Below are 17,525 nucleotides of genomic sequence, written 5' to 3' on the forward strand. Positions count from 1 at the left end.
CATAACTTCAAGCTGTGCCGTCCAATACAGGAGGCAACATGGCAAAGGAAGACAATGGTCTCGGCATCGGTGAAATTCGAGATAGGCGACGCTGCCGTCTGCTGAAAGGGCTCAACCTCAAGGGGAGCGTGGGCGTCGAAATCGGCCCGCTATGCTGGCCTCTCGTGCGGCGCGGCGATGGCGGCGAAATCATCTACGTGGACCATACGGACACGCCCCATCTGCGTCAGAAGTACAAGGACGATCCGCATCTGAACATCGACGAGATCGTCGATGTCGACGCGGTGTGGGGCCGCAACACGCTGCATGAGGCGATCAAGGGCCGCTATGTCGATTACGTCGTGGCCTCTCACGTGGTCGAGCATGTGCCCGACCTGGTCACGTGGCTCACCGAGCTGGCCTCGGTCCTCAAACCGACCGGCGAAGTGCGCCTCGCGGTCCCCGACCGGCGCTTCACTTTCGACTACTTCCGCCGCGAAAGCCAGCTTCCAGAAGTGCTGGCGAGCTATATCGCGCGGGCCCGCATCCCGCAGCCCTACTCGCTGCTCGATCACTGCCTGTCCGCTGCCGAGGTCTCCACCCGCGAAGCGTGGCGCAAGCGGATCGAGCCGGACTCGGTCAAGCGGCATCACACGTGGCAAGGCGCGCTGCACCTCGCGCGCGATGCGTTCGAGAACGGCACCTATCACGACGTCCATTGCTGGGTATTTACGCCGCGCTCGTTCGCGAAACTGATCGCCGATCTGAGCGAAATGGAACTGCTCGATTTCGCCTGCGAAGACTTCCGCGACACGCTGCCCGACGATATCGAGTTTTCCGTCGTGATGAGACGCTCGCGCGACCGCCGCTACATCGCCGACAGCTGGCAACGGATGGCGGAGTCGGCCCACGGCGCGACGCAGTACGGACCCGGACTGTTCGAGCGCACGCGGCGCAAGCTCGAAGCGCTGCGCGAGACGCGCGACAGCGGCACGGGCCTCAGCGCGATCCGCGTCAGTGGACAGCGCAGCGAACTGGACCCCGACGAACCGATTGCGCTGCCCCCCAACTTCAATGGCGAGGAATATCTCGCGGCCAATACCGACGTGGCCGCGGCAGGCATTGATCCGGCTCAGCATTATCAGCATCATGGGTGGCGCGAGGGGCGCATGCTGCGCCGTCCCGCCTTTGCATCGCCGCCGGCCACCGTCAAGGCGCGCTGAAAAATCTGAAACGAAACGGTCGCCGGCACGCCGAGTGCCCGACAGTGTTCCGAAATGTTAGGATGGCGCGCTATCACGACCCACGCGCCTGCCACTCATGCATCCAATTGAATCTGCCGAGCGGACGTCATCGCACCGGCAACTCGCGATATGCGTTGCGATCGTCATCCTGGCCCCGCTGCTAGTCAAGGCGCCATTGTTGTTCAGGATACTGATTTCCGACCCGCTCGCGCTTTACGCTGGCCTCGCCACCAATGTGCATCCGGGTCCGCTGGGCGGCTTTCCGCCGTTTCCGACCATCGATCCGAATATCGCGTTCACGAGCCACGCGCTCGGCCATCGCGCGGCGCTCGATGTGCTATCCGGACATCTGCCGTGGTGGAATCACTACGAGGGTGTGGGGGCGCCGCTAGCCGGCGAGATGCAGGCTGCCGCGCTGTCGCCGCTCAACGTGCTGCTCGCGCTGCCCGACGGCCAGCTGTACATGCATCTGTCGTTGCAGATCATCGCCGGGTTGTCGACGTGGGCGCTACTGCGCAAGCTCGGATGCGCGCCGCTTGCTGCGCTTGCCGGCGCGCTGGCGTTCGAATTCAACGGCACGTTCGCGTGGCTCGCCAATGCGATCGTCAATCCGGTGCCGTTTCTACCGATGGTGCTGCTCGGCGTCGAAATGCTCTACGAGCGAATCAGCCAGGGACGACGTGGCAACGCGGCATGGATCGCCATCGGCATCGCCGCGTCGCTCTATGCTGGCTTTCCGGAAGTGGCGTATCTGAACGGCTTGCTGATCGTCGTATGGACACTGGTGCGCGCGGCTTCGCTGCCGCGTGCGGTGGGACTGCGCTTCATCGTTCACGTCGCGGCCGGCGGACTGGTCGGCCTCGCCGTCGCCGCGCCGGTCGTGCTCGCGTTCTTCGATTACCTGCCGATTTCCGATACCGGCGGCCATGCGGGCGACGGTTTCGCGAGCGTGTACATGCAGCGCTCGACCGTGCTCGGCACGTGGATGCCGTATGCATTCGGGGGCATCTTCCAGCTGCCCGGCATCGAGGGCTTCTGGGGCGCCATTGGCGGCTATGCCGGCATCGCGTTGTCCGTGCTCTCCGTCTACGGGATGTTCGGCAAGCGCCTGCGCAGTCTGCGTATCGCGCTGGCCGTGTGGGTCGTGCTGACATTGGGCATGACGTACGGCGTGCCCGGCATTCATGCGCTGGTGCGCTTGATTCCCGGACTCAAATTCGCCGCGTTTTTTCGCTATTTCCCGCCGTCGTGGGAGCTGGCGCTGTGCGTGCTGTCGGCACTCGCCTTGACCGACATCGCTTCGCAACCGCGCCCGGTACGGCTGAAGCTCGCGGTCGTTGCGACCACCGTCGCGTGTTTGCTGAGCTTGATTCCATTGGTCCAGCACCACGTCGTACCGACGGGCGCCATTGCTCACGGCGGCGCGATTTTCGGCATCGCGGTGCTGTTCGCGATGGCGATCATTGCATGGCGAACCGATACGCTCCGCTCGCCGGCAGTCGCACTCGCGGTCGTGCTGATTGTCGAGAGTGTGGTGAACTTCGCAGTGCCGATGCTCAGCGCTCCCCGGCACTCGACCATTCACCTCGCGGGCGTCCGCTTCCTGCAGGACAACCTCGGCCTGAACCGCTTCGCAACGTTCGGCCCGATCGCGCCGAACTATGGCTCGTATTTCGGCATTGCGTCGATCAACTACAACGATCTGCCCGCGCCGACCGACTGGACGCATTACGTCACCGCGCATCTCGATAGCAATCAGGATGGTATCCCCGGCGTCACGCGTCGCGACCCGAACGGTCCTTCGGCGGCAGACAGTCTGGTCGCGAACCTGGATGCCTACCGGCGAATTGGGGTGCGCTACGCGGTCGTGCCGTTCAATATCGAGACGCCGGCATACGAAAAGCTGCACCGCTATCTGACCAGCGCGCCGACGCCGGGCCTGAAGGAGGTGTATCACGACGAGGTGATGCGGATTTTCGAACTGCCCGCTCCCACGCCGTATTTCGATGCGCCCGGCTGCACGTTGACACCGCAGGGCCGCGACGCGCTTCACGCGCAATGCGACAAGCCGTCGCCACTGTCGCGTCTCGAACTGTTCATGCCGGGCTGGCGTGCGACCATCAATGGCAATGACGCACCGATCGTGCGCACCGCGGAGATTTTCCAGCAGATCGACCTGCCCGCCGGCGAGTCGCAGATCCAATTCCGCTTCCTGCCGATGCATATGAAGTGGGCCTACCTCGCGCTGCTGCTCGGCTGTCTCGCGTTCGTCCTTGACGTCGTACGCGGCTTGCGCACCCGCAAGGCCGGCTGATTCCGCTATTACCCGATTCCGCATGCTACGCAACTCCACACGCGGCATGCGACGCTCTCGACGGCCTCCGGGACGCCATTTGGCTTGAGGTAAAATTCCATCCAACCGCGCCACTCCACAGAGCCTTTCATCACTGACAGGCCGCCTGCGCTCGCGACAAGTCGCTACCTGGAACAGCACTCATAGAATATGGTCGAAACCCCTATTATTCGAATTGCCGTCGTCATTCCGTGCTACAACGAGGCAGCGGCAATCGGCACTGTCGTGAGCGACTTCCGAAAAAGCCTGCCCACCGCCGACATCGTCGTTTTCGACAATAACTCGAAAGACGATACCGCGGAAGTCGCCCGCGCCGCTGGCGCCGAGGTGATCGCCGTGCCGCTACAAGGCAAGGGCAACGTCGTGCGCCGCATGTTCGCGGACGTCGACGCCGACGTGTTCGTGATGGTCGATGGCGACGCGACCTACGATGCCGCCGTCGCGCCGATGCTGGTCGACCTGCTGGTCGAAAACAAGCTGGACATGGTGGTCGGCTCGCGTCTGAGCGACGAGCAAACCGCTTACCGGCTCGGTCACCGCTTCGGCAACGTGCTGCTCACGCAATGCGCGGCAACCATTTTTGGCAAAACCTTCAAGGACATGCTGTCGGGCTACCGGGTGTTTTCGCGCCGCTATGCGAAGACCTTCCCCGCGCACTCGAAAGGCTTCGAAATCGAAACCGAACTGGCGGTCCATGCGCTCGGTATGCGCATGCCCGTCGCGGAAGTCGAAACGCGCTATTCGTCGCGGCCCGAGGGCTCGGAGAGCAAGCTCAACACCTACCGCGACGGCTTCAGAATCCTGATGATGATCATGAAGCTGTTTAAGTCGGAAAAGCCGTTCGCCTTTTTCACGACAGGCTTCGCGATCTGCACGCTGCTCTCCATCGCGCTGGCCATTCCGGTCTTCACGACGTATGTCGAAACCGGTCTGGTGCCGCGCATTCCGACCTTCATTTTGAGCACCGTGCTGATGTTGCTGGGCGCAATCCTGCTGATCTGCGGCATCGTGCTCGATACGGTGACGCGCGGCCGCAACGAACTCAAGCGCATCGCCTATCTCGCGATTCCGGCACTGAAGTCGCGGAGTCAAGGTGGCTAAGCTGCACCGCGAATTCATCTGGTTTGCGATTGCCGGCGCGGTCGGCTTCGGCGTCGATGCGAGCGTGCTCTATGCCGCGCTGGCGCTCGGCTGCGGCCCCTACCTGGGCCGCGCGATCTCGTTCATCTGCGCGGCCTTCGTGACGTGGCAGATCAACCGGCGCGTCACCTTCACTGCGACGAAGGGCGAATCGCTGTGGCGCGAATGGTGTCAGTATCTGGCCGCGATGTCGCTGGGCGGCGCATGCAACTACGGCGCGTATGTGCTCGCGCTACATCTGCTGCCGCGCAGTGCGGCGAGTCCGTTGCTGGCGGTCGCGGCGGGTTCGATCGCTGGGATGTTCGTGAACTTCGCGACGGCCAAGCTATGGGTGTTCAAGGCTACGCCGCAGAAAGACGCGGAATAACACAGCATGCGCCGGACGAGCGGTAGGCGCTCGCGCGCAGCAATGACATAGCAATAGGCTGCTAGCGCGCTGTCACCTCTTCATAAAGCCGGCGATACGCCGCCCCCAACGCCCCCCCCGAAAACAACCGCTCATACCGCTCCCGCGCCGCCGCCCCCATCCCGCGCGCAAGCGCTTCGTCGAGAACAAGCCGGTTCATCGCGGCAGCCAGTTGCTCCGGCGCCTCGGGCGGAACGACCCACCCCGTCACCCCATCCTCATTCACAAACGACGTCCCCGACCCCACCTCGCAACACACCATCGGCTTGCCGAACATCGCGGCCTCGACGAGCACCATGCCGAACGCTTCGGAGCGCAGGTGAGACGGCAACACCATCGCGCGGCAGCCCTTGAGCAGCGCGACCTTTTCCTCGTGCGTGACCTGCCCGGCAAACACGACGTTGGTCGCGCCGTGCTGCCGCGCCAACGCGGCGAGGCGCTCGCGCTCCGGGCCCGATCCCGCGATCACGATTTTCGCCTGAACATGCGGCGCCGCCTCGACGAGCGTATGCAGCCCCTTGTAGTAACGCAGCACGCCGAGTGCAAGAAAATAAGGCTCGCCATTCACGAGACCCAGCCGGGTCTCCACGTTGCGCTGCGCGTCGGCCGGCTGCGGCACGTCACGATAATCGATGATACCGAGCGGAATGGTCTTCAGACGCTCCTTCGACACGCACGCGGCCAGCGTCTCGCTGGTCCGCGCATAGGCCGGCGACGTCGCGACCACCGCGGACATGCTGCGCAGCGTGCGCCGCATCAGCGGCCCATACACGGCGCCCAGCGCCTTCTGCCGCACGATGTCGGAGTGATACGTCATCACCGTCGGCTTCTTCGTGCGCCCGAGCAGATGCAGCACGTCGGCGAACGGCCACGGAAAGTGGAAATGCACGACGTCGGCCCACTCGACCATCTCGCGATATCTGATCACCGAGCACGGACCACCAAGATCGCACGAAGCCGGCGCGGCCCACGATTTTTCGCGAATCACCTGCCCTTCGGGATAGTCGACGACGGTCGGCACCGGTGTCGGCGACAGCGTCAGGATGCGCGGTTCGACGCCGCGCTCGCGCGTCGACAGCGCAATCTGGCGAATGGCTTCCTGCAAGCCGCCGGGCGGATCGGGGAAGTACGTGCGGTACACATGAACGACCCTCACGTGCGTACCTCCGCACCGCATTCCCGCGCGCCGCCGGCCGCCTGCTCACGATGAAAGGTAATCGCCAACATCTTGTCCAGCCGCGCCTCCCACGTATTCTCTCCAACCGCCGCGCGCGCCTCCTCGGCGCTCAGCTTGCCGCGCGCCAGTTGCTTTTCGATCGCCGCGATAAACGCATCGGCATCGCCGCCCACCTCGAGCCCCGCGCGCGGCTCCTTCGCGAAATCGAGCGGCGTCGACACGACCGGCAGACCGGCCGCGAGATATTCGTAGAACTTCATCGGGAACATCGAGTGCGTGTATTCGTTGATCAGCGTCGGCAGCACGCCGACCCGCATGCCGCGCAGGTACTGCGGCAGGACCTGATACGGCCGGTAGCCGAGCGGATGCACGTTAGGCAGACGCGCGAGCTGTGCGAACAGTTCGCTGCGCTGCCCTTCGCGCTCCTCGCCGACGATCACCCACTGCCACTCCGGCCGCGCCTGCGCGGTCTTCAGCAACAGCGGAAAGTCGACCTTGAAGTCCGACAGCACGCCGTGATACACGAGCCGCGGCTCGGCGATCGCGGCCAGCTCGGCGGGCAGCGGCCCGTCGGCGCGCGCTTCGCCGAAATGCATGTCGTCGACGACATTGCCGAAGAAATGCGTATTGCGGTTGAACGGCAGGCACACGTCCTTCAGCGACTGCGCGGTCGTAAACACCGCCTCGCAGCGTCCGAGCAGGTCCTGCTGCGCGTTGCGGAACGCCTCGACGTCGACCCCCGGAATCGCCGCGATATCGTCGACGCAGTGATAGACGAGCGGCCCGCGCGGCAGCGTCGCGATCGAGTCGAGCATGTACGGGTGATAAGTCCACACGACAGGCTTGTTGAAACGATGCGACTTCGCGAAGCGGTTCACGGAAAAACGCAACATCGCCTGATTCAGCGCGCGCACGAACGGCACGTGATGTCCCGCCGGCACCATCAATGGCGACAGCACCCAGATATTGTCCGCGCGGTGCGGCGGCCCGAGCACCAGCGACTGCACGCCGCGCCACAGGCGCCGCCACAGCCGCGACCAGTCGCGGCCGCTGCCCACTTTCGGCGAGCGGAAGCCGACGCTCTCCACGTACAGGATCCGCCAGCCGCGCGCGGCGAGAATGCTCGCCGTGTGCTGCTTGTTGGTCCAGTACGGTTCGTCCCAGTCGGCGGTCGAAAACAGCACGCAGTCTTGCGCGGCGAGCGCGGGAAGGGCCGTGCTCTTGCCGTCAGCCAACGAACACCTCGACCGGCCGGCCCAGCAGGCTCTCGACGATGCGCCGCGACGCCTGGCCGTCGCCGTAAGGATTCGCGCGATTGCGCAGCGCGGCACGGCGCGCGGGATCGTCGAGCCAGCCGCACACCGCGCTTTCGATGCTCGCCGCGCTCTGGCCCGCGAGCGTCGCGAAGCCGGCATCGACGCCTTCGCGGCGCTCGGTGTGATTGCGCATCACGACGACCGGCACGCCGAAGGTCGGCGCCTCTTCCTGAATCCCGCCCGAATCGCTGACCACGACCGCGCTGCCGCTGATCAGATGCAGGCTCGTCGGATAGTCGACCGGCTCGATCAGCGCGAGGTTCGGAATACCATCCAGTTCGCGATGCACGGGCCCGCGCACGGCCGGATTCAGATGCACCGGGAACACCCAGCGGTAATCGCCATACCGCTCGCACAGATCGCGCAGCACGCGGCAGATGTCCTGCAGCACGTCGCCGAAATTCTCGCGCCGGTGGCAGGTGACGAGCACGTGCTGCTTCTGCGCGCCGTGCCACTCGGGCAGCGGGCTCGCCGGCGGCGTGACGTTCCAGCTCTCGCGCACTTCGGCGATCGCATCGACGACCGTATTGCCGGTGACGAGAATCTTCCGTGCCGCCACGCCTTCGGCGAGCAGGCTGTCGCGCGCGCGCGAGGTCGGCGCGAAATGCAGCGTCGCGATGCGGCCGAGCAGGCTGCGGTTCGCTTCTTCCGGAAACGGACTCGCGAGATCGCCGGTGCGCAGCCCCGCCTCGACGTGGCCGACGCGGATACCGCGCTGGAACGCCGCGAAGCCCGCGCAGAACGCTGTCGTCGTGTCGCCCTGCACGATCACCCAGTCGGGGCGCACTTCGTCGAGCGCGCGATCGAGCGCGGCGATCAGGCGCGCCGCGAGCGCGTTCAGCGATTGCCCGGGATGCATCGTCTCGAGCGTAATGTCCGGCTCGATACCGAAAAATTCGAGCGCCTGCGCGGCCATGTCCCTGTGCTGTCCGCTCACGCAGACGATCGTCTCGAATTCGCCGCGCAACGCCCGCACCAGCGGCGCGAGCTTGATGACCTCGGGCCGCGTGCCCATCACCACCATGACTTTCATTGCAGTGCTTTCCCCGCCTCGACCTGCGTATGTGTACCCCGGAACTCGACGCCGAGCGTGAGCGGCGTCGTATGAGCGAACGGCGTGACGACGCTGAACGCGCCGTCCTGTTCGACGATCTGCGCGAGCGACCTGAAGCGCAGGAAATCGAGCGCGGCTTCCTCGTGCAGAAACAGCGGCCGGCGCGCGTTGCCGCGTATGTACGCGATGAACTGCTCGTGTGCGTCGATGCGCGCTACCTCGTCGGACCAGCCGTATGCGTAGCGTTCGGAGAACGGATGGTCGAGATAGCCGAACAGCGTGTTGGTCGCGTAGGCGTTGTCGAAGGCCTGCTTGAAGATTGCGAGCGGATCGCCCTGCTTCATCATGCAGTCGCCGTGCAGCATGCACTGCTGGCTATGGCCGACGAAGCCCGCCGGCAAACCCGCCAGCGCACCGCCGCGCGCGCTCAGAAACTCCGGATCGTTGCGGATGATGCCGCCGATACAGCCCGCGTAGCCCGCGTCGATCAGGCCGCGCATCGCATACGGCGGCGACTGATGAAACGGCGACACCGCGTAGCGCACCGGCACGCCCGTCGCGCGTTCGAGCAGTTCCGCCGATTGCGCGCCCTCGGCGAGCGCGGTGTCGTAGCTGCCGCCCCAGTTCGGCGAGTGCGTGGCCGTGTGCGACAACACCGCGCCCTGCTGCCGGTCGGCGAGCAGTTCGCGCAGGATTTCGTGCTGGCCGCCGCGTTGCAGGTTCTGCGTATGCACGGCGAGCGTGAACGGCACGCCGAGACGCTGGTAGGCCTGCCACAACGGGCGCGCCGATTCGACGTCTTCATCGCAATCGAGCCGCGACGTGATCGCCGCGTCGTAGCCCCACGGCAATTCGCTCAGCACCGGCTGACACGGCAGCGCATCGGCGCGGTAGCCCGACAGAAACTGCTCGACGATGCGCCATTCGAACGAATCGCACGGGCCGACCGGCCGGTTGAACCACAGCACACCCGACGCGCCGGCATCCCACAGCGCCGCGTACGCGAACTGCCGCTCGCCGTTCACGACGACCGCGGCCAACTCCGCCTCGACGGGCACCTCGGGCGCTTCGGCGAGCGCCCAGATCGAGCCATCGGCGCGAATCGCGCCGTAGCCGAGGTTGTTCCATTCGTCGGTGAAGTCGAAGCGCTCGAACGGACGATGCCACGGCCGGCCGCCGAGCGTTTGCGCCAACGCGCCATAGCGCACCGCCGCCGCGCTTTCGCGCGCTTCGCCGGACGGCGCCTGCGCGCTGCGGCTCGCCTGCGCAAGTTCGGGCGGCAGGCTCGCCGGCCGGTAGCGCAGGTAGTCCGCGAGCGCGATCGGCATGTGGCCGAACACGATCAGCTTGCGCGGGCGCGCTTGCACGAACGCGATCAGATCGGCGCTCCAGGCGTCGGGCGCGTCGACGGCGACCACGGCATCCGGCGCGATCTCACGCAGCATGCCGCGCGTAATCGCCTGCGCCTGGGTCGCGCTGACCGAGCGCCGCAGCGCCGCCAGCACGTACTGGCCGGCGTCGGCGCGCGCATCCGGAAACGCGACGCCGATCATGCGCTCACCACGTGGCGGAATTTGGCGCGGCTGCCCACGCGCACGAAATCGTCATGGCCGACGTAGGCGATCGTGAACGCGTCCTGCCAGAAGTGGCGCAGCTTCGCGGTCGTCTCGTCCGCATTCGCGTGCGGTTCGAGAACGATGCGCAACGTCGGCGGGTTGGTGCGCAGATCGATCTGGAATTCCTGGATCCCGCCGACGCGGTGATCGAGCATGTCCTGGATGTGGTGCGTCGGGTGCGCGACGCCATTGATCGGCACGACGTCGTGAATCCGCCCGACCACGTCGGTCAGGAAGAAGCCCTTCTCCGTTTCCTGGACGCGCGCGAGGTCGCCGGTCGTGTAGCGGATCAGCGGCATCAGCCAGTTGCGGAAACCCGTGAATACGAGTTCATGCGCGCCATCGGGACTGTCGGGCGCGACGCGGCTTTCCGGCCAGCCTTCGGATTCGAGGATCTGGAAACCGCCATCATGGCCGTCGAGTTCATACGCCATTACGCCGAGCTCGGCGAGGCCGTAGCGGTCGATCACGCGGCAGCGCAATGCCTTCGCGATCATCTCGCGCGCATGCGGCTCGAGCAGCTCGCCGCTCGACTCGAACACCTGGAACGCGTTGCCGCCGCCGTACTTGCGCTCGACGTAGCAGGCGAGCGCGTACATCGTCGACGGATGCGAGTGCGCGAGATACGGCCGGCGGCGCTTGAGTGTGCGCCACATTTCCTCGAGGCCCTCGTCGTCGATGCGGTCGAAGAAGATGTTGCTGCGATTCATCGCGAAGCATTTGAAGTCTTCGCGCGACGGCCATTCGGGCACGCCCTGGTCCGGGAAGCGGCACGCGAAGTGCAGCTCGGAGCGATGACGCAGCTTGCCGATGCGCTCGCGACAATAGCTCGTGACCGCCGATGAATAATCGGCGCCTTGCTGGTCGTAGTAGATCGTCGTCGAGAGTCCGGTCGAGCCGCCGGTCTTGCACGCGTGGTGCTTGCCCGCTTCGAGCGGCCCCGACAACAGACGCGGGCCCTGCTCGCGGATGATGTCCTTGGTCAGATACGGCAGTTCTTCCAGATAGCGCGGGTCGTCCTTGACCCTGGCGGGATCGAACTGCTTTGCCTGGAACAGGTCGCGGTAGTAAGGCACTTTCGCGCCGGCGAATTCGAGCGTCGCGACGAGCCCTTCGAGCGCGATGCGGCGGCGATGCGGCATCGGCAGCGAATAGTGCTCGCGCAGCTCGCGGATTTTCGGCCGCACGCTGCGTTTTTCAGCGTTCTCCGCAATCGGATACGCGATATAGCCGCCCGCGAAACCCTTCAGCGTGCGAAACGGCTGACGGACGAACAGGGATTCCGAGTAGCGCAGAAATGGGTGATTAGCTCGCATGAAATTCGAACCTTGTTGCGCCTCGGAGTCGAGCCCCGAGGGTGTTGCTGGACTGTGCGTCCGGATTGCGTCGCGGGCCGGATTGCCCGCGCTACGGCCATGACGCTCATCCAGCCAGTTCCTGAACGCCTGAAGGGCCGCGGGCCTGCGCGCTCGCACGGCGAGCGCCGGGTGATCGGTGCCTCGCACCGCTGGCCCGCCCGAGCGCGTTATCAGTGCGGCAACTGCGCGGCGTGGCTGATGAGCGGTTCGTCGGTTTTTTCAGGTGGCAGCACCGGTTCGTCGGCGACCATCTTGCCGTGCTCCATCGAGATCTTGCGGTTGCACACGCGCGCGACCAGCTTCGGATCGTGCGACGCCACCACCAGCAGTGCCGCCTTGCCGACAAGACTCTCCAGGCGATCGGCCGCCTTTACGCTGAACTCGGCGTCGCCGACGCTCAGCCACTCGTCCATGATCAGGATGTCGGCTTCGACGCTCGTCGAGATCGCGAACGCGAGGCGCAGCATCATCCCGCTCGAATAGGTGCGCACCGGCAGATTCAGGTAGTCGCCGAGCGCGCTGAAGTCGGCGATCTCGTCGATCTTGGCGCGGATGCGCGCCGGCTTCAGGCCGTCGAGAATGCCGCGCAGATAAATGTTTTCGAAGCCGGTCGCGTCGGGGTCGAGGCCCATCGACACGTCGAGCAGCGACGCGATCTTGCCCTGCACGTGCAACTCGCCGCGCACCGGCGCGTAGACGCCCGACAGCGCGCGCAGCAGCGTCGTCTTGCCCGAACCGTTGTGGCCGATCAGGCCGATGCGCTCCCCTTCCGTGAAGGTGAAGCTCAGGTCGTCGATCGCTTTGACGATCGCATGGCGACCCGCGTCCTGGCCGATCCGGCCACCCGTCGTGAGATTGAGCACCGCCTTTTTCAGCGAGCGATGCGAGTTCTCGTAAATCGGAAATTCGACGGAGATGTTACGAGCGACAATCGATGAAGAACTCACAATATCAAAGCCAGTAAGGAACGCGATTACGGAAACGCTTCATCAGGATCTGCGCGAACGCAAAGCCGACGATCAGCAGGCCAATCGACCACGCCCACGACTCCCAGTGAGTCGGGCGCCCGGTGAGCGGCGCGCGCACCGTTTCGATCAGGTGATACAGCGGGTTGTATTCGGCGACCCACGCACGGTCCTTCAGGATTTCCGGCGACCACATGACCGGGGTGAAGAAGAACACGACCTGGATCAGGTTCGTGACGATCGGCGGAATGTCGCGAAAGCGCGCGCACAGCACGCCGAGCGTGACGCCGAGCCACACGCCGTGCAGCAGCAAGATCACGAGCGCGAACGGCACCAGCACGAATTCCCAGCCCGGCCAGTGACCGAAGATCAGCAGCAGCACGACCACGACCGGCAGGCTGTGCAGCAGGATCACGAAGTTGCGCCACGCGATGCGGCACACGTGCACGGTGAGCGGCAACCTTATCTGCTTGATCAGATAGGCTGAGCCGATAAAGGCCATGCAGCCCTCGTTGGCGACCGACGCCAGATACGCCCACACGACGAGACCCACCGCGAGGTACGGCAGGTAGTCCGAGATTTCCTGATGCAGCAGCGTCGAATACAACGCGCCGAGCACGACCACCATGATGATCGTGCTGAGCGTGAACCAGAACGGCCCGAGCACCGAGCGGCGATAGCGCTGCCGGATGTCGTGCCAGCCGAGCGTGCCCCAGACCCGCACCGCCTTCATGCCGATCAGCAGATCGTCGCTCTCGTTGTGACGCGTCAGGTCTTCCGAGTCGTTGGTAAAACTGATATCCATCTTCAAGTACGTCCGTAAATGTCGTCGAAGCGAACGATATCGTCTTCGCCGAGATATTCGCCGCTTTGCACCTCGATCATCACGAGCTCGACGACGCCCGGATTTTCGAGGCGATGTTTGTGACCCGCCGGGATATAGGTCGACTCGTTGGTCGACACGAAGAACGCCTTCTCGCCGTTGACGACCTTCGCCATGCCGCTCACCACGACCCAATGCTCGTTGCGGTGGTGGTGCATCTGCAGGCTCAGGCTCGCGCCCGGCTTCACCTCGATGCGCTTGATCTTGAAGCGCGGCCCTTCTTCGAGCACCGAGTACGTGCCCCACGGCCGATGCACGGTGCGATGCACCTTGTACGTCTCATGGCCGCGCGATTTCAGCTCCGCGAAGATCTGCTTGACGTCCTGCGCGCGATCCTTGTTCGCGACGAGCAGCGCGTCGGGCGTGTCGATCACGATCAGGTTGTCGATGCCGACCGCGCCGATCAGCCGGCCGCCGCCGCGCAGATACGAGTTCTTCACGTCGACGAGCAGCGCCTCGCCTTCGACGCGATTGCCGCTCGCGTCGGCCGGCGACAGATCGGACAGCGCGGTCCACGACCCGACGTCGGTCCAGCCGAGGTCGCAGCACACGACCGCCGCGTGCTGGCATTTCTCCATCACCGCGTAATCGAAGGACAGCTCCGGTACCGCGCCGAAGCAGCCGGGTTCCAGGCGCACCTGCGCGCCCGTTTTGCCCTCCGCGGACGGCGACTTGTCCATGCATTCGGCCGACGCATCGAGAATGTCCGGGCAATGCACGCGCATTTCCTTCAGGATCGTGCCCGCGGTGAAGCAGAACATGCCCGAGTTCCACACGAACCTGCCCGACGCCAGATACTCGCGGGCCTTTTCCAGCGACGGCTTCTCGACGAAACGCACCACGTTCTCGCCGTCGGCTTCGATATAGCCGTAGCCGGTTTCGGGCGTGTCCGGGTGCATCCCGAAGGTCACGACCCTGCCGGCCTGCGCGAGCGTTTGCGCGCGCGCGACCGCCGCGCCGAACGCGGCCTGATCGGCAATCAGATGATCGGCGGCGAGCACCAGCATCACCGTGTCTTCTCCATGCGCCTTCGCCGTATGCAAGGCCGCGGTGGCGACCGCCGCGGCCGTGTTGCGGCCGAACGGTTCGAGAATGAACGAGGTCGCGATGCCCTTCGTGTTCACCTCGCGGAAATCGTCTTCGGTCTTGAAGAACAGTTCGCGGTTGGTTACCGTCAGCACCTCCTTCACGCCGGGCAGCGCCACCGCGCGCAGGAAGGCTTTCTGCAGCAGGCTCTCGCCGTCAGCGAGACGGATGAACGGCTTCGGATGCGATTCGCGCGAAACGGGCCAGAGTCGCGATCCCGCTCCGCCGCACAGAATGATCGGTAACAAACTCACAGCTCCCTCTCAGTACCGTATTTATTACGCGGTCGCACCGGTTTAGATAATCGGCATAACCCGCGCAATCAGCGGGTCATGCGGCATGCGTGCGCTTTGTCCGCACGTGTCGAATCTGAATGCGCCGCGGCGCATTGACGGGTGCAGTGCAACTGTCCCCCGTCGAGCGATATTCTACCGCCGCCCCCTTTCGCTATTGTCAGGTACCGTTAGCATCGGTAAGCACCATCACAGCACAACGGGCCACGCAACGCATCGCGTTCAATGCCGCGGGTTTCGCGTCACGTCATGTGCGAGCGCGACGCAAGACGTGCTGAAAACCGGCCTCAGGAACGCGCGGCGGGCGACTTCGGAAAACCGTCCGTGAGACACAGCTTCAACGCGTCGCGCCAATGCGGCGCGGCGAGCCCGAACACGCGCGCGAGCTTCTCGTTCGACATTCTGGAATTGGTGGGGCGTTTGGCCGGCGTCGGGTAATCCGCGGCGGGAATCGGCAGCGTATCCGGCTTGTTCGGCAAGTCCGCGAGTTCGAAGATCGCCGATGCAAAGCCGTGCCATGACGTCGAGTCGCCCGCGCACAGGTGATAGACGCCCGAGCGTTCGCTCCACCACTTCGCGCCGTCTTCGGCGGCGAATGACTGCGCGCACAGATGCGCGGTCAGCGTCGCGATCGTGTTGCACCAGGTGGGCGCGCCGAACTGATCGGCGACCACCTTCAGTTCGGGCCGATCGGCGCCGAGCCGCAGCATCGTCAGCAGAAAATTCTTGCCGCGCGTGCCGTACACCCAGCTCGTGCGCAGTATCAGATGATTCACGCCCGTCGCCGCGATCGCCTGCTCGCCGGCGAGCTTCGTGCGCCCGTACGCGCTCTGCGGATCGGTCGGATCGTCTTCGACGTACGCGCCTTCTTTCGTGCCGTTGAACACGTAGTCGGTCGAATAGTGGATCAGCGCGGCGCCGAGCTTCTTCGCCTCGTCGGCGAGCACGCCCGGCGCTTCGCCGTTGATGCGCATCGCGAGATCGCTTTCCTGTTCGGCTTTATCCACCGCCGTATAAGCGGCCGGATTGACGATCAACGCGGGACGCACGTCGCGCACCACCGCGCGAATCTGATCGAGGTTCGACAGATCGAGCCGCGAGCGGTCGAGCGCGACCACGTTGCCGAGCCCTTGCAGCGTGCGCGCGAGCTCATAGCCGACCTGGCCGTTCACGCCGGTGACGAGAATCGTTCGCGTGGCATCCTGTGCGCTCATGCGATCCCCTTATGCGTAGACTTCGGCGTCAGCGAGACGCTTGCCCGCCGCATCTTTCGCCGCGAGCAGCGGCTCGAGGTCGATCGGCCATTCGATGCCGATCGCCGGATCGTTCCACATGATGCTGCGCTCGTGCTCGGGGAACCAGTAATCCGTGGTCTTGTAGAGGAACTGCGCGGACTCCGACAGCACGACGAAGCCGTGCGCGAAACCGGGCGGCACCCACAACTGCCGATGGTTCTCGACCGACAGCGTGACGCCGACCCACTTGCCGAAATTCGGCGAGCTCTTGCGGATGTCGACGGCGACGTCGAACACCTCGCCCTCGACCACGCGCACGAGCTTGCCCTGCGCATGCTGGATCTGATAGTGCAGCCCGCGCAGCACGCCCCTCGCCGAGCGCGAATGGTTGTCCTGCACGAACTCGACGCCCGCCTCGACCTTCCCGGTGAATTCGAGCGCATTGAAGCTTTCGAAGAAGAAGCCGCGCGCATCGCCGAACACCTTCGGCTCGATGATCTTGACTTCGGGCAGCGCGGTAGCGGTTACCTGGATGGCCATGCGACGTGATCCGTAAGAATGTTTTGCAGGTACTGTCCGTAGGCGTTCTTCGCGAGCGGCCTCGCGAGCGCGAGCAGTTGCTCGCCGTCGATCCACTGGCGCCGGAACGCGATCTCTTCCGGACACGCGACCACCAGACCCTGGCGCTTCTGCAGCGTCGCGATGAACGTCGCGGCTTCGATCAGCGAATCGTGCGTGCCGGTGTCGAGCCACGCATAGCCGCGGCCCATGATCTCGACATTGAGCGCCGCGTTCGCGAGGTAGCGCGAATTGACGTCGGTGATTTCGAGTTCACCGCGCGGCGACGGCTTGATGTCCGCGGCGATGTCGCAGACCTGCTTGTCGTAGAAGTACAGCCCCGTGACCGCGTAGTTCGAGCGCGGCTTCGCGGGCTTTTCCTCGATCGACAGCGCGCGGAACTGCTTGTCGAATTCGACCACGCCGTAGCGCTCCGGATCGTGCACGTGATACGCGAACACCGTGGCGCCGTCGGGCTGGTGATTGGCGCGCTCGAGCTGCTTCGCGAGATCGTGGCCGTAGAAGATGTTGTCGCCGAGAATCAGCGCCGACGGATCGTTGTTCACGAACTCGCGGCCGATGATGAACGCCTGCGCGAGCCCGTCCGGCGACGGCTGCACCGCGTACCGGATGTTCATCCCCCACTGGCTACCGTCGCCGAGCATCGCTTCGAAGCGCGGCGTGTCCTGCGGCGTGGAGATGATCAGCACGTCGCGAATGCCCGCCACCATCAGCGTGGACAGCGGGTAGTAGATCATCGGCTTGTCGTAGACCGGCAGCAGTTGCTTGGAGACGACATGCGTGATCGGGTACAGCCGGGTGCCGGAGCCGCCCGCGAGAATAATGCCTTTGCGCGCCATTG

General features: G+C 64.8%; 15 protein-coding genes. 4 read left to right on the forward strand and 11 right to left on the reverse strand.

The window, feature by feature from the left end; genetic code table 11:
* Positions 1-38 precede the first annotated feature (38 nt).
* The 4 genes from QM685_RS11045 (at position 39) to QM685_RS11060 (ending at position 5,083) form a co-directional block, all read left to right on the forward strand.
* A complete protein-coding gene (locus tag QM685_RS11045) occupies positions 39-1,202 on the forward strand; it encodes a methyltransferase domain-containing protein (RefSeq protein WP_415115681.1) in 1,164 nt (387 codons plus the stop codon).
* A gap of 199 nt (positions 1,203-1,401) precedes the next feature.
* Positions 1,402-3,537 carry a hypothetical protein gene (locus QM685_RS11050; protein ID WP_415115683.1) on the forward strand — a complete coding sequence of 712 codons (2,136 nt, stop codon included), beginning with the start codon at positions 1,402-1,404 and terminating at the stop codon, positions 3,535-3,537.
* Between the two features lie 189 nt (positions 3,538-3,726).
* Entirely contained in the window at positions 3,727-4,677 is a 951-nt protein-coding gene (locus QM685_RS11055; RefSeq protein ID WP_415115685.1) for a glycosyltransferase family 2 protein, read from the forward strand.
* On the forward strand, positions 4,670-5,083 hold the full coding sequence (locus QM685_RS11060) for a GtrA family protein (RefSeq protein ID WP_415115687.1): 414 nt from the start codon (positions 4,670-4,672) through the stop codon (positions 5,081-5,083). The genes QM685_RS11055 and QM685_RS11060 overlap by 8 nt, the downstream gene beginning before the upstream one ends.
* 61 nt (positions 5,084-5,144) lie before the next feature.
* Here QM685_RS11060 and QM685_RS11065 read toward each other — a convergent pair whose 3' ends face one another.
* From QM685_RS11065 to rfbA, 11 genes are all read right to left on the reverse strand, one after another.
* The gene (locus QM685_RS11065) at positions 5,145-6,278 is read right to left on the reverse strand and encodes a glycosyltransferase (protein WP_415115689.1); all 1,134 of its coding nucleotides are present in this window, start codon (positions 6,276-6,278) and stop codon (positions 5,145-5,147) included.
* Positions 6,275-7,534, reverse strand: a complete 1,260-nt coding sequence (locus QM685_RS11070; RefSeq protein WP_415115691.1) for a glycosyltransferase — start codon at positions 7,532-7,534, stop codon at positions 6,275-6,277. The genes QM685_RS11065 and QM685_RS11070 overlap by 4 nt, the downstream gene beginning before the upstream one ends.
* Entirely contained in the window at positions 7,527-8,648 is a 1,122-nt protein-coding gene (wecB, locus tag QM685_RS11075) for a non-hydrolyzing UDP-N-acetylglucosamine 2-epimerase (RefSeq protein WP_415115693.1), read from the reverse strand. Before wecB ends, QM685_RS11070 begins: the two co-directional genes overlap by 8 nt.
* Entirely contained in the window at positions 8,645-10,222 is a 1,578-nt protein-coding gene (locus QM685_RS11080) for a polysaccharide deacetylase (RefSeq protein WP_415115695.1), read from the reverse strand. Before QM685_RS11080 ends, wecB begins: the two co-directional genes overlap by 4 nt.
* Entirely contained in the window at positions 10,219-11,601 is a 1,383-nt protein-coding gene (locus tag QM685_RS11085) for a phenylacetate--CoA ligase family protein (RefSeq protein ID WP_415115697.1), read from the reverse strand. Before QM685_RS11085 ends, QM685_RS11080 begins: the two co-directional genes overlap by 4 nt.
* A 212-nt stretch (positions 11,602-11,813) precedes the next feature.
* A complete protein-coding gene (locus tag QM685_RS11090; RefSeq protein ID WP_415115699.1) occupies positions 11,814-12,590 on the reverse strand; it encodes an ABC transporter ATP-binding protein in 777 nt (258 codons plus the stop codon).
* A 4-nt stretch (positions 12,591-12,594) separates the two neighbouring features.
* On the reverse strand, positions 12,595-13,413 hold the full coding sequence (locus QM685_RS11095; protein WP_415115701.1) for an ABC transporter permease: 819 nt from the start codon (positions 13,411-13,413) through the stop codon (positions 12,595-12,597).
* A gap of 2 nt (positions 13,414-13,415) precedes the next feature.
* A complete protein-coding gene (locus QM685_RS11100; RefSeq protein WP_415115703.1) occupies positions 13,416-14,831 on the reverse strand; it encodes a mannose-1-phosphate guanylyltransferase/mannose-6-phosphate isomerase in 1,416 nt (471 codons plus the stop codon).
* Between the two features lie 326 nt (positions 14,832-15,157).
* A complete protein-coding gene (gene rfbD / locus QM685_RS11105) occupies positions 15,158-16,084 on the reverse strand; it encodes a dTDP-4-dehydrorhamnose reductase (RefSeq protein ID WP_415115705.1) in 927 nt (308 codons plus the stop codon).
* 9 nt (positions 16,085-16,093) lie between these two features.
* Positions 16,094-16,645, reverse strand: coding sequence for a dTDP-4-dehydrorhamnose 3,5-epimerase (gene rfbC / locus QM685_RS11110; RefSeq protein ID WP_415115707.1), 552 nt, complete (start codon positions 16,643-16,645; stop codon positions 16,094-16,096).
* Positions 16,630-17,523 (reverse strand): glucose-1-phosphate thymidylyltransferase RfbA, encoded by an 894-nt coding sequence (rfbA, locus tag QM685_RS11115; RefSeq protein WP_415115709.1) that lies wholly within the window; start codon positions 17,521-17,523, stop codon positions 16,630-16,632. Before rfbA ends, rfbC begins: the two co-directional genes overlap by 16 nt.
* Positions 17,524-17,525: the final 2 nt, after the last annotated feature.

Origin of the sequence: Paraburkholderia sp. (genome assembly GCF_047605525.1) — a bacterium.
Classification (GTDB): Bacteria; Pseudomonadota; Gammaproteobacteria; order Burkholderiales; family Burkholderiaceae; genus Paraburkholderia.

Coding starts and splice junctions, on each gene's coding strand:
- QM685_RS11045 (WP_415115681.1), top strand. CDS start 39: ATGGCAAAGGAAGACAATGGTCTCGGCATCGGTGAAATTCGAGATAGG.
- QM685_RS11055 (WP_415115685.1), top strand. CDS start 3,727: ATGGTCGAAACCCCTATTATTCGAATTGCCGTCGTCATTCCGTGCTAC.
- wecB (WP_415115693.1), bottom strand. CDS start 8,648: ATGAAAGTCATGGTGGTGATGGGCACGCGGCCCGAGGTCATCAAGCTC.
- QM685_RS11080 (WP_415115695.1), bottom strand. CDS start 10,222: ATGATCGGCGTCGCGTTTCCGGATGCGCGCGCCGACGCCGGCCAGTAC.
- QM685_RS11085 (WP_415115697.1), bottom strand. CDS start 11,601: ATGCGAGCTAATCACCCATTTCTGCGCTACTCGGAATCCCTGTTCGTC.
- QM685_RS11095 (WP_415115701.1), bottom strand. CDS start 13,413: ATGGATATCAGTTTTACCAACGACTCGGAAGACCTGACGCGTCACAAC.
- rfbD (WP_415115705.1), bottom strand. CDS start 16,084: ATGAGCGCACAGGATGCCACGCGAACGATTCTCGTCACCGGCGTGAAC.
- rfbC (WP_415115707.1), bottom strand. CDS start 16,645: ATGGCCATCCAGGTAACCGCTACCGCGCTGCCCGAAGTCAAGATCATC.
- rfbA (WP_415115709.1), bottom strand. CDS start 17,523: ATGGCGCGCAAAGGCATTATTCTCGCGGGCGGCTCCGGCACCCGGCTG.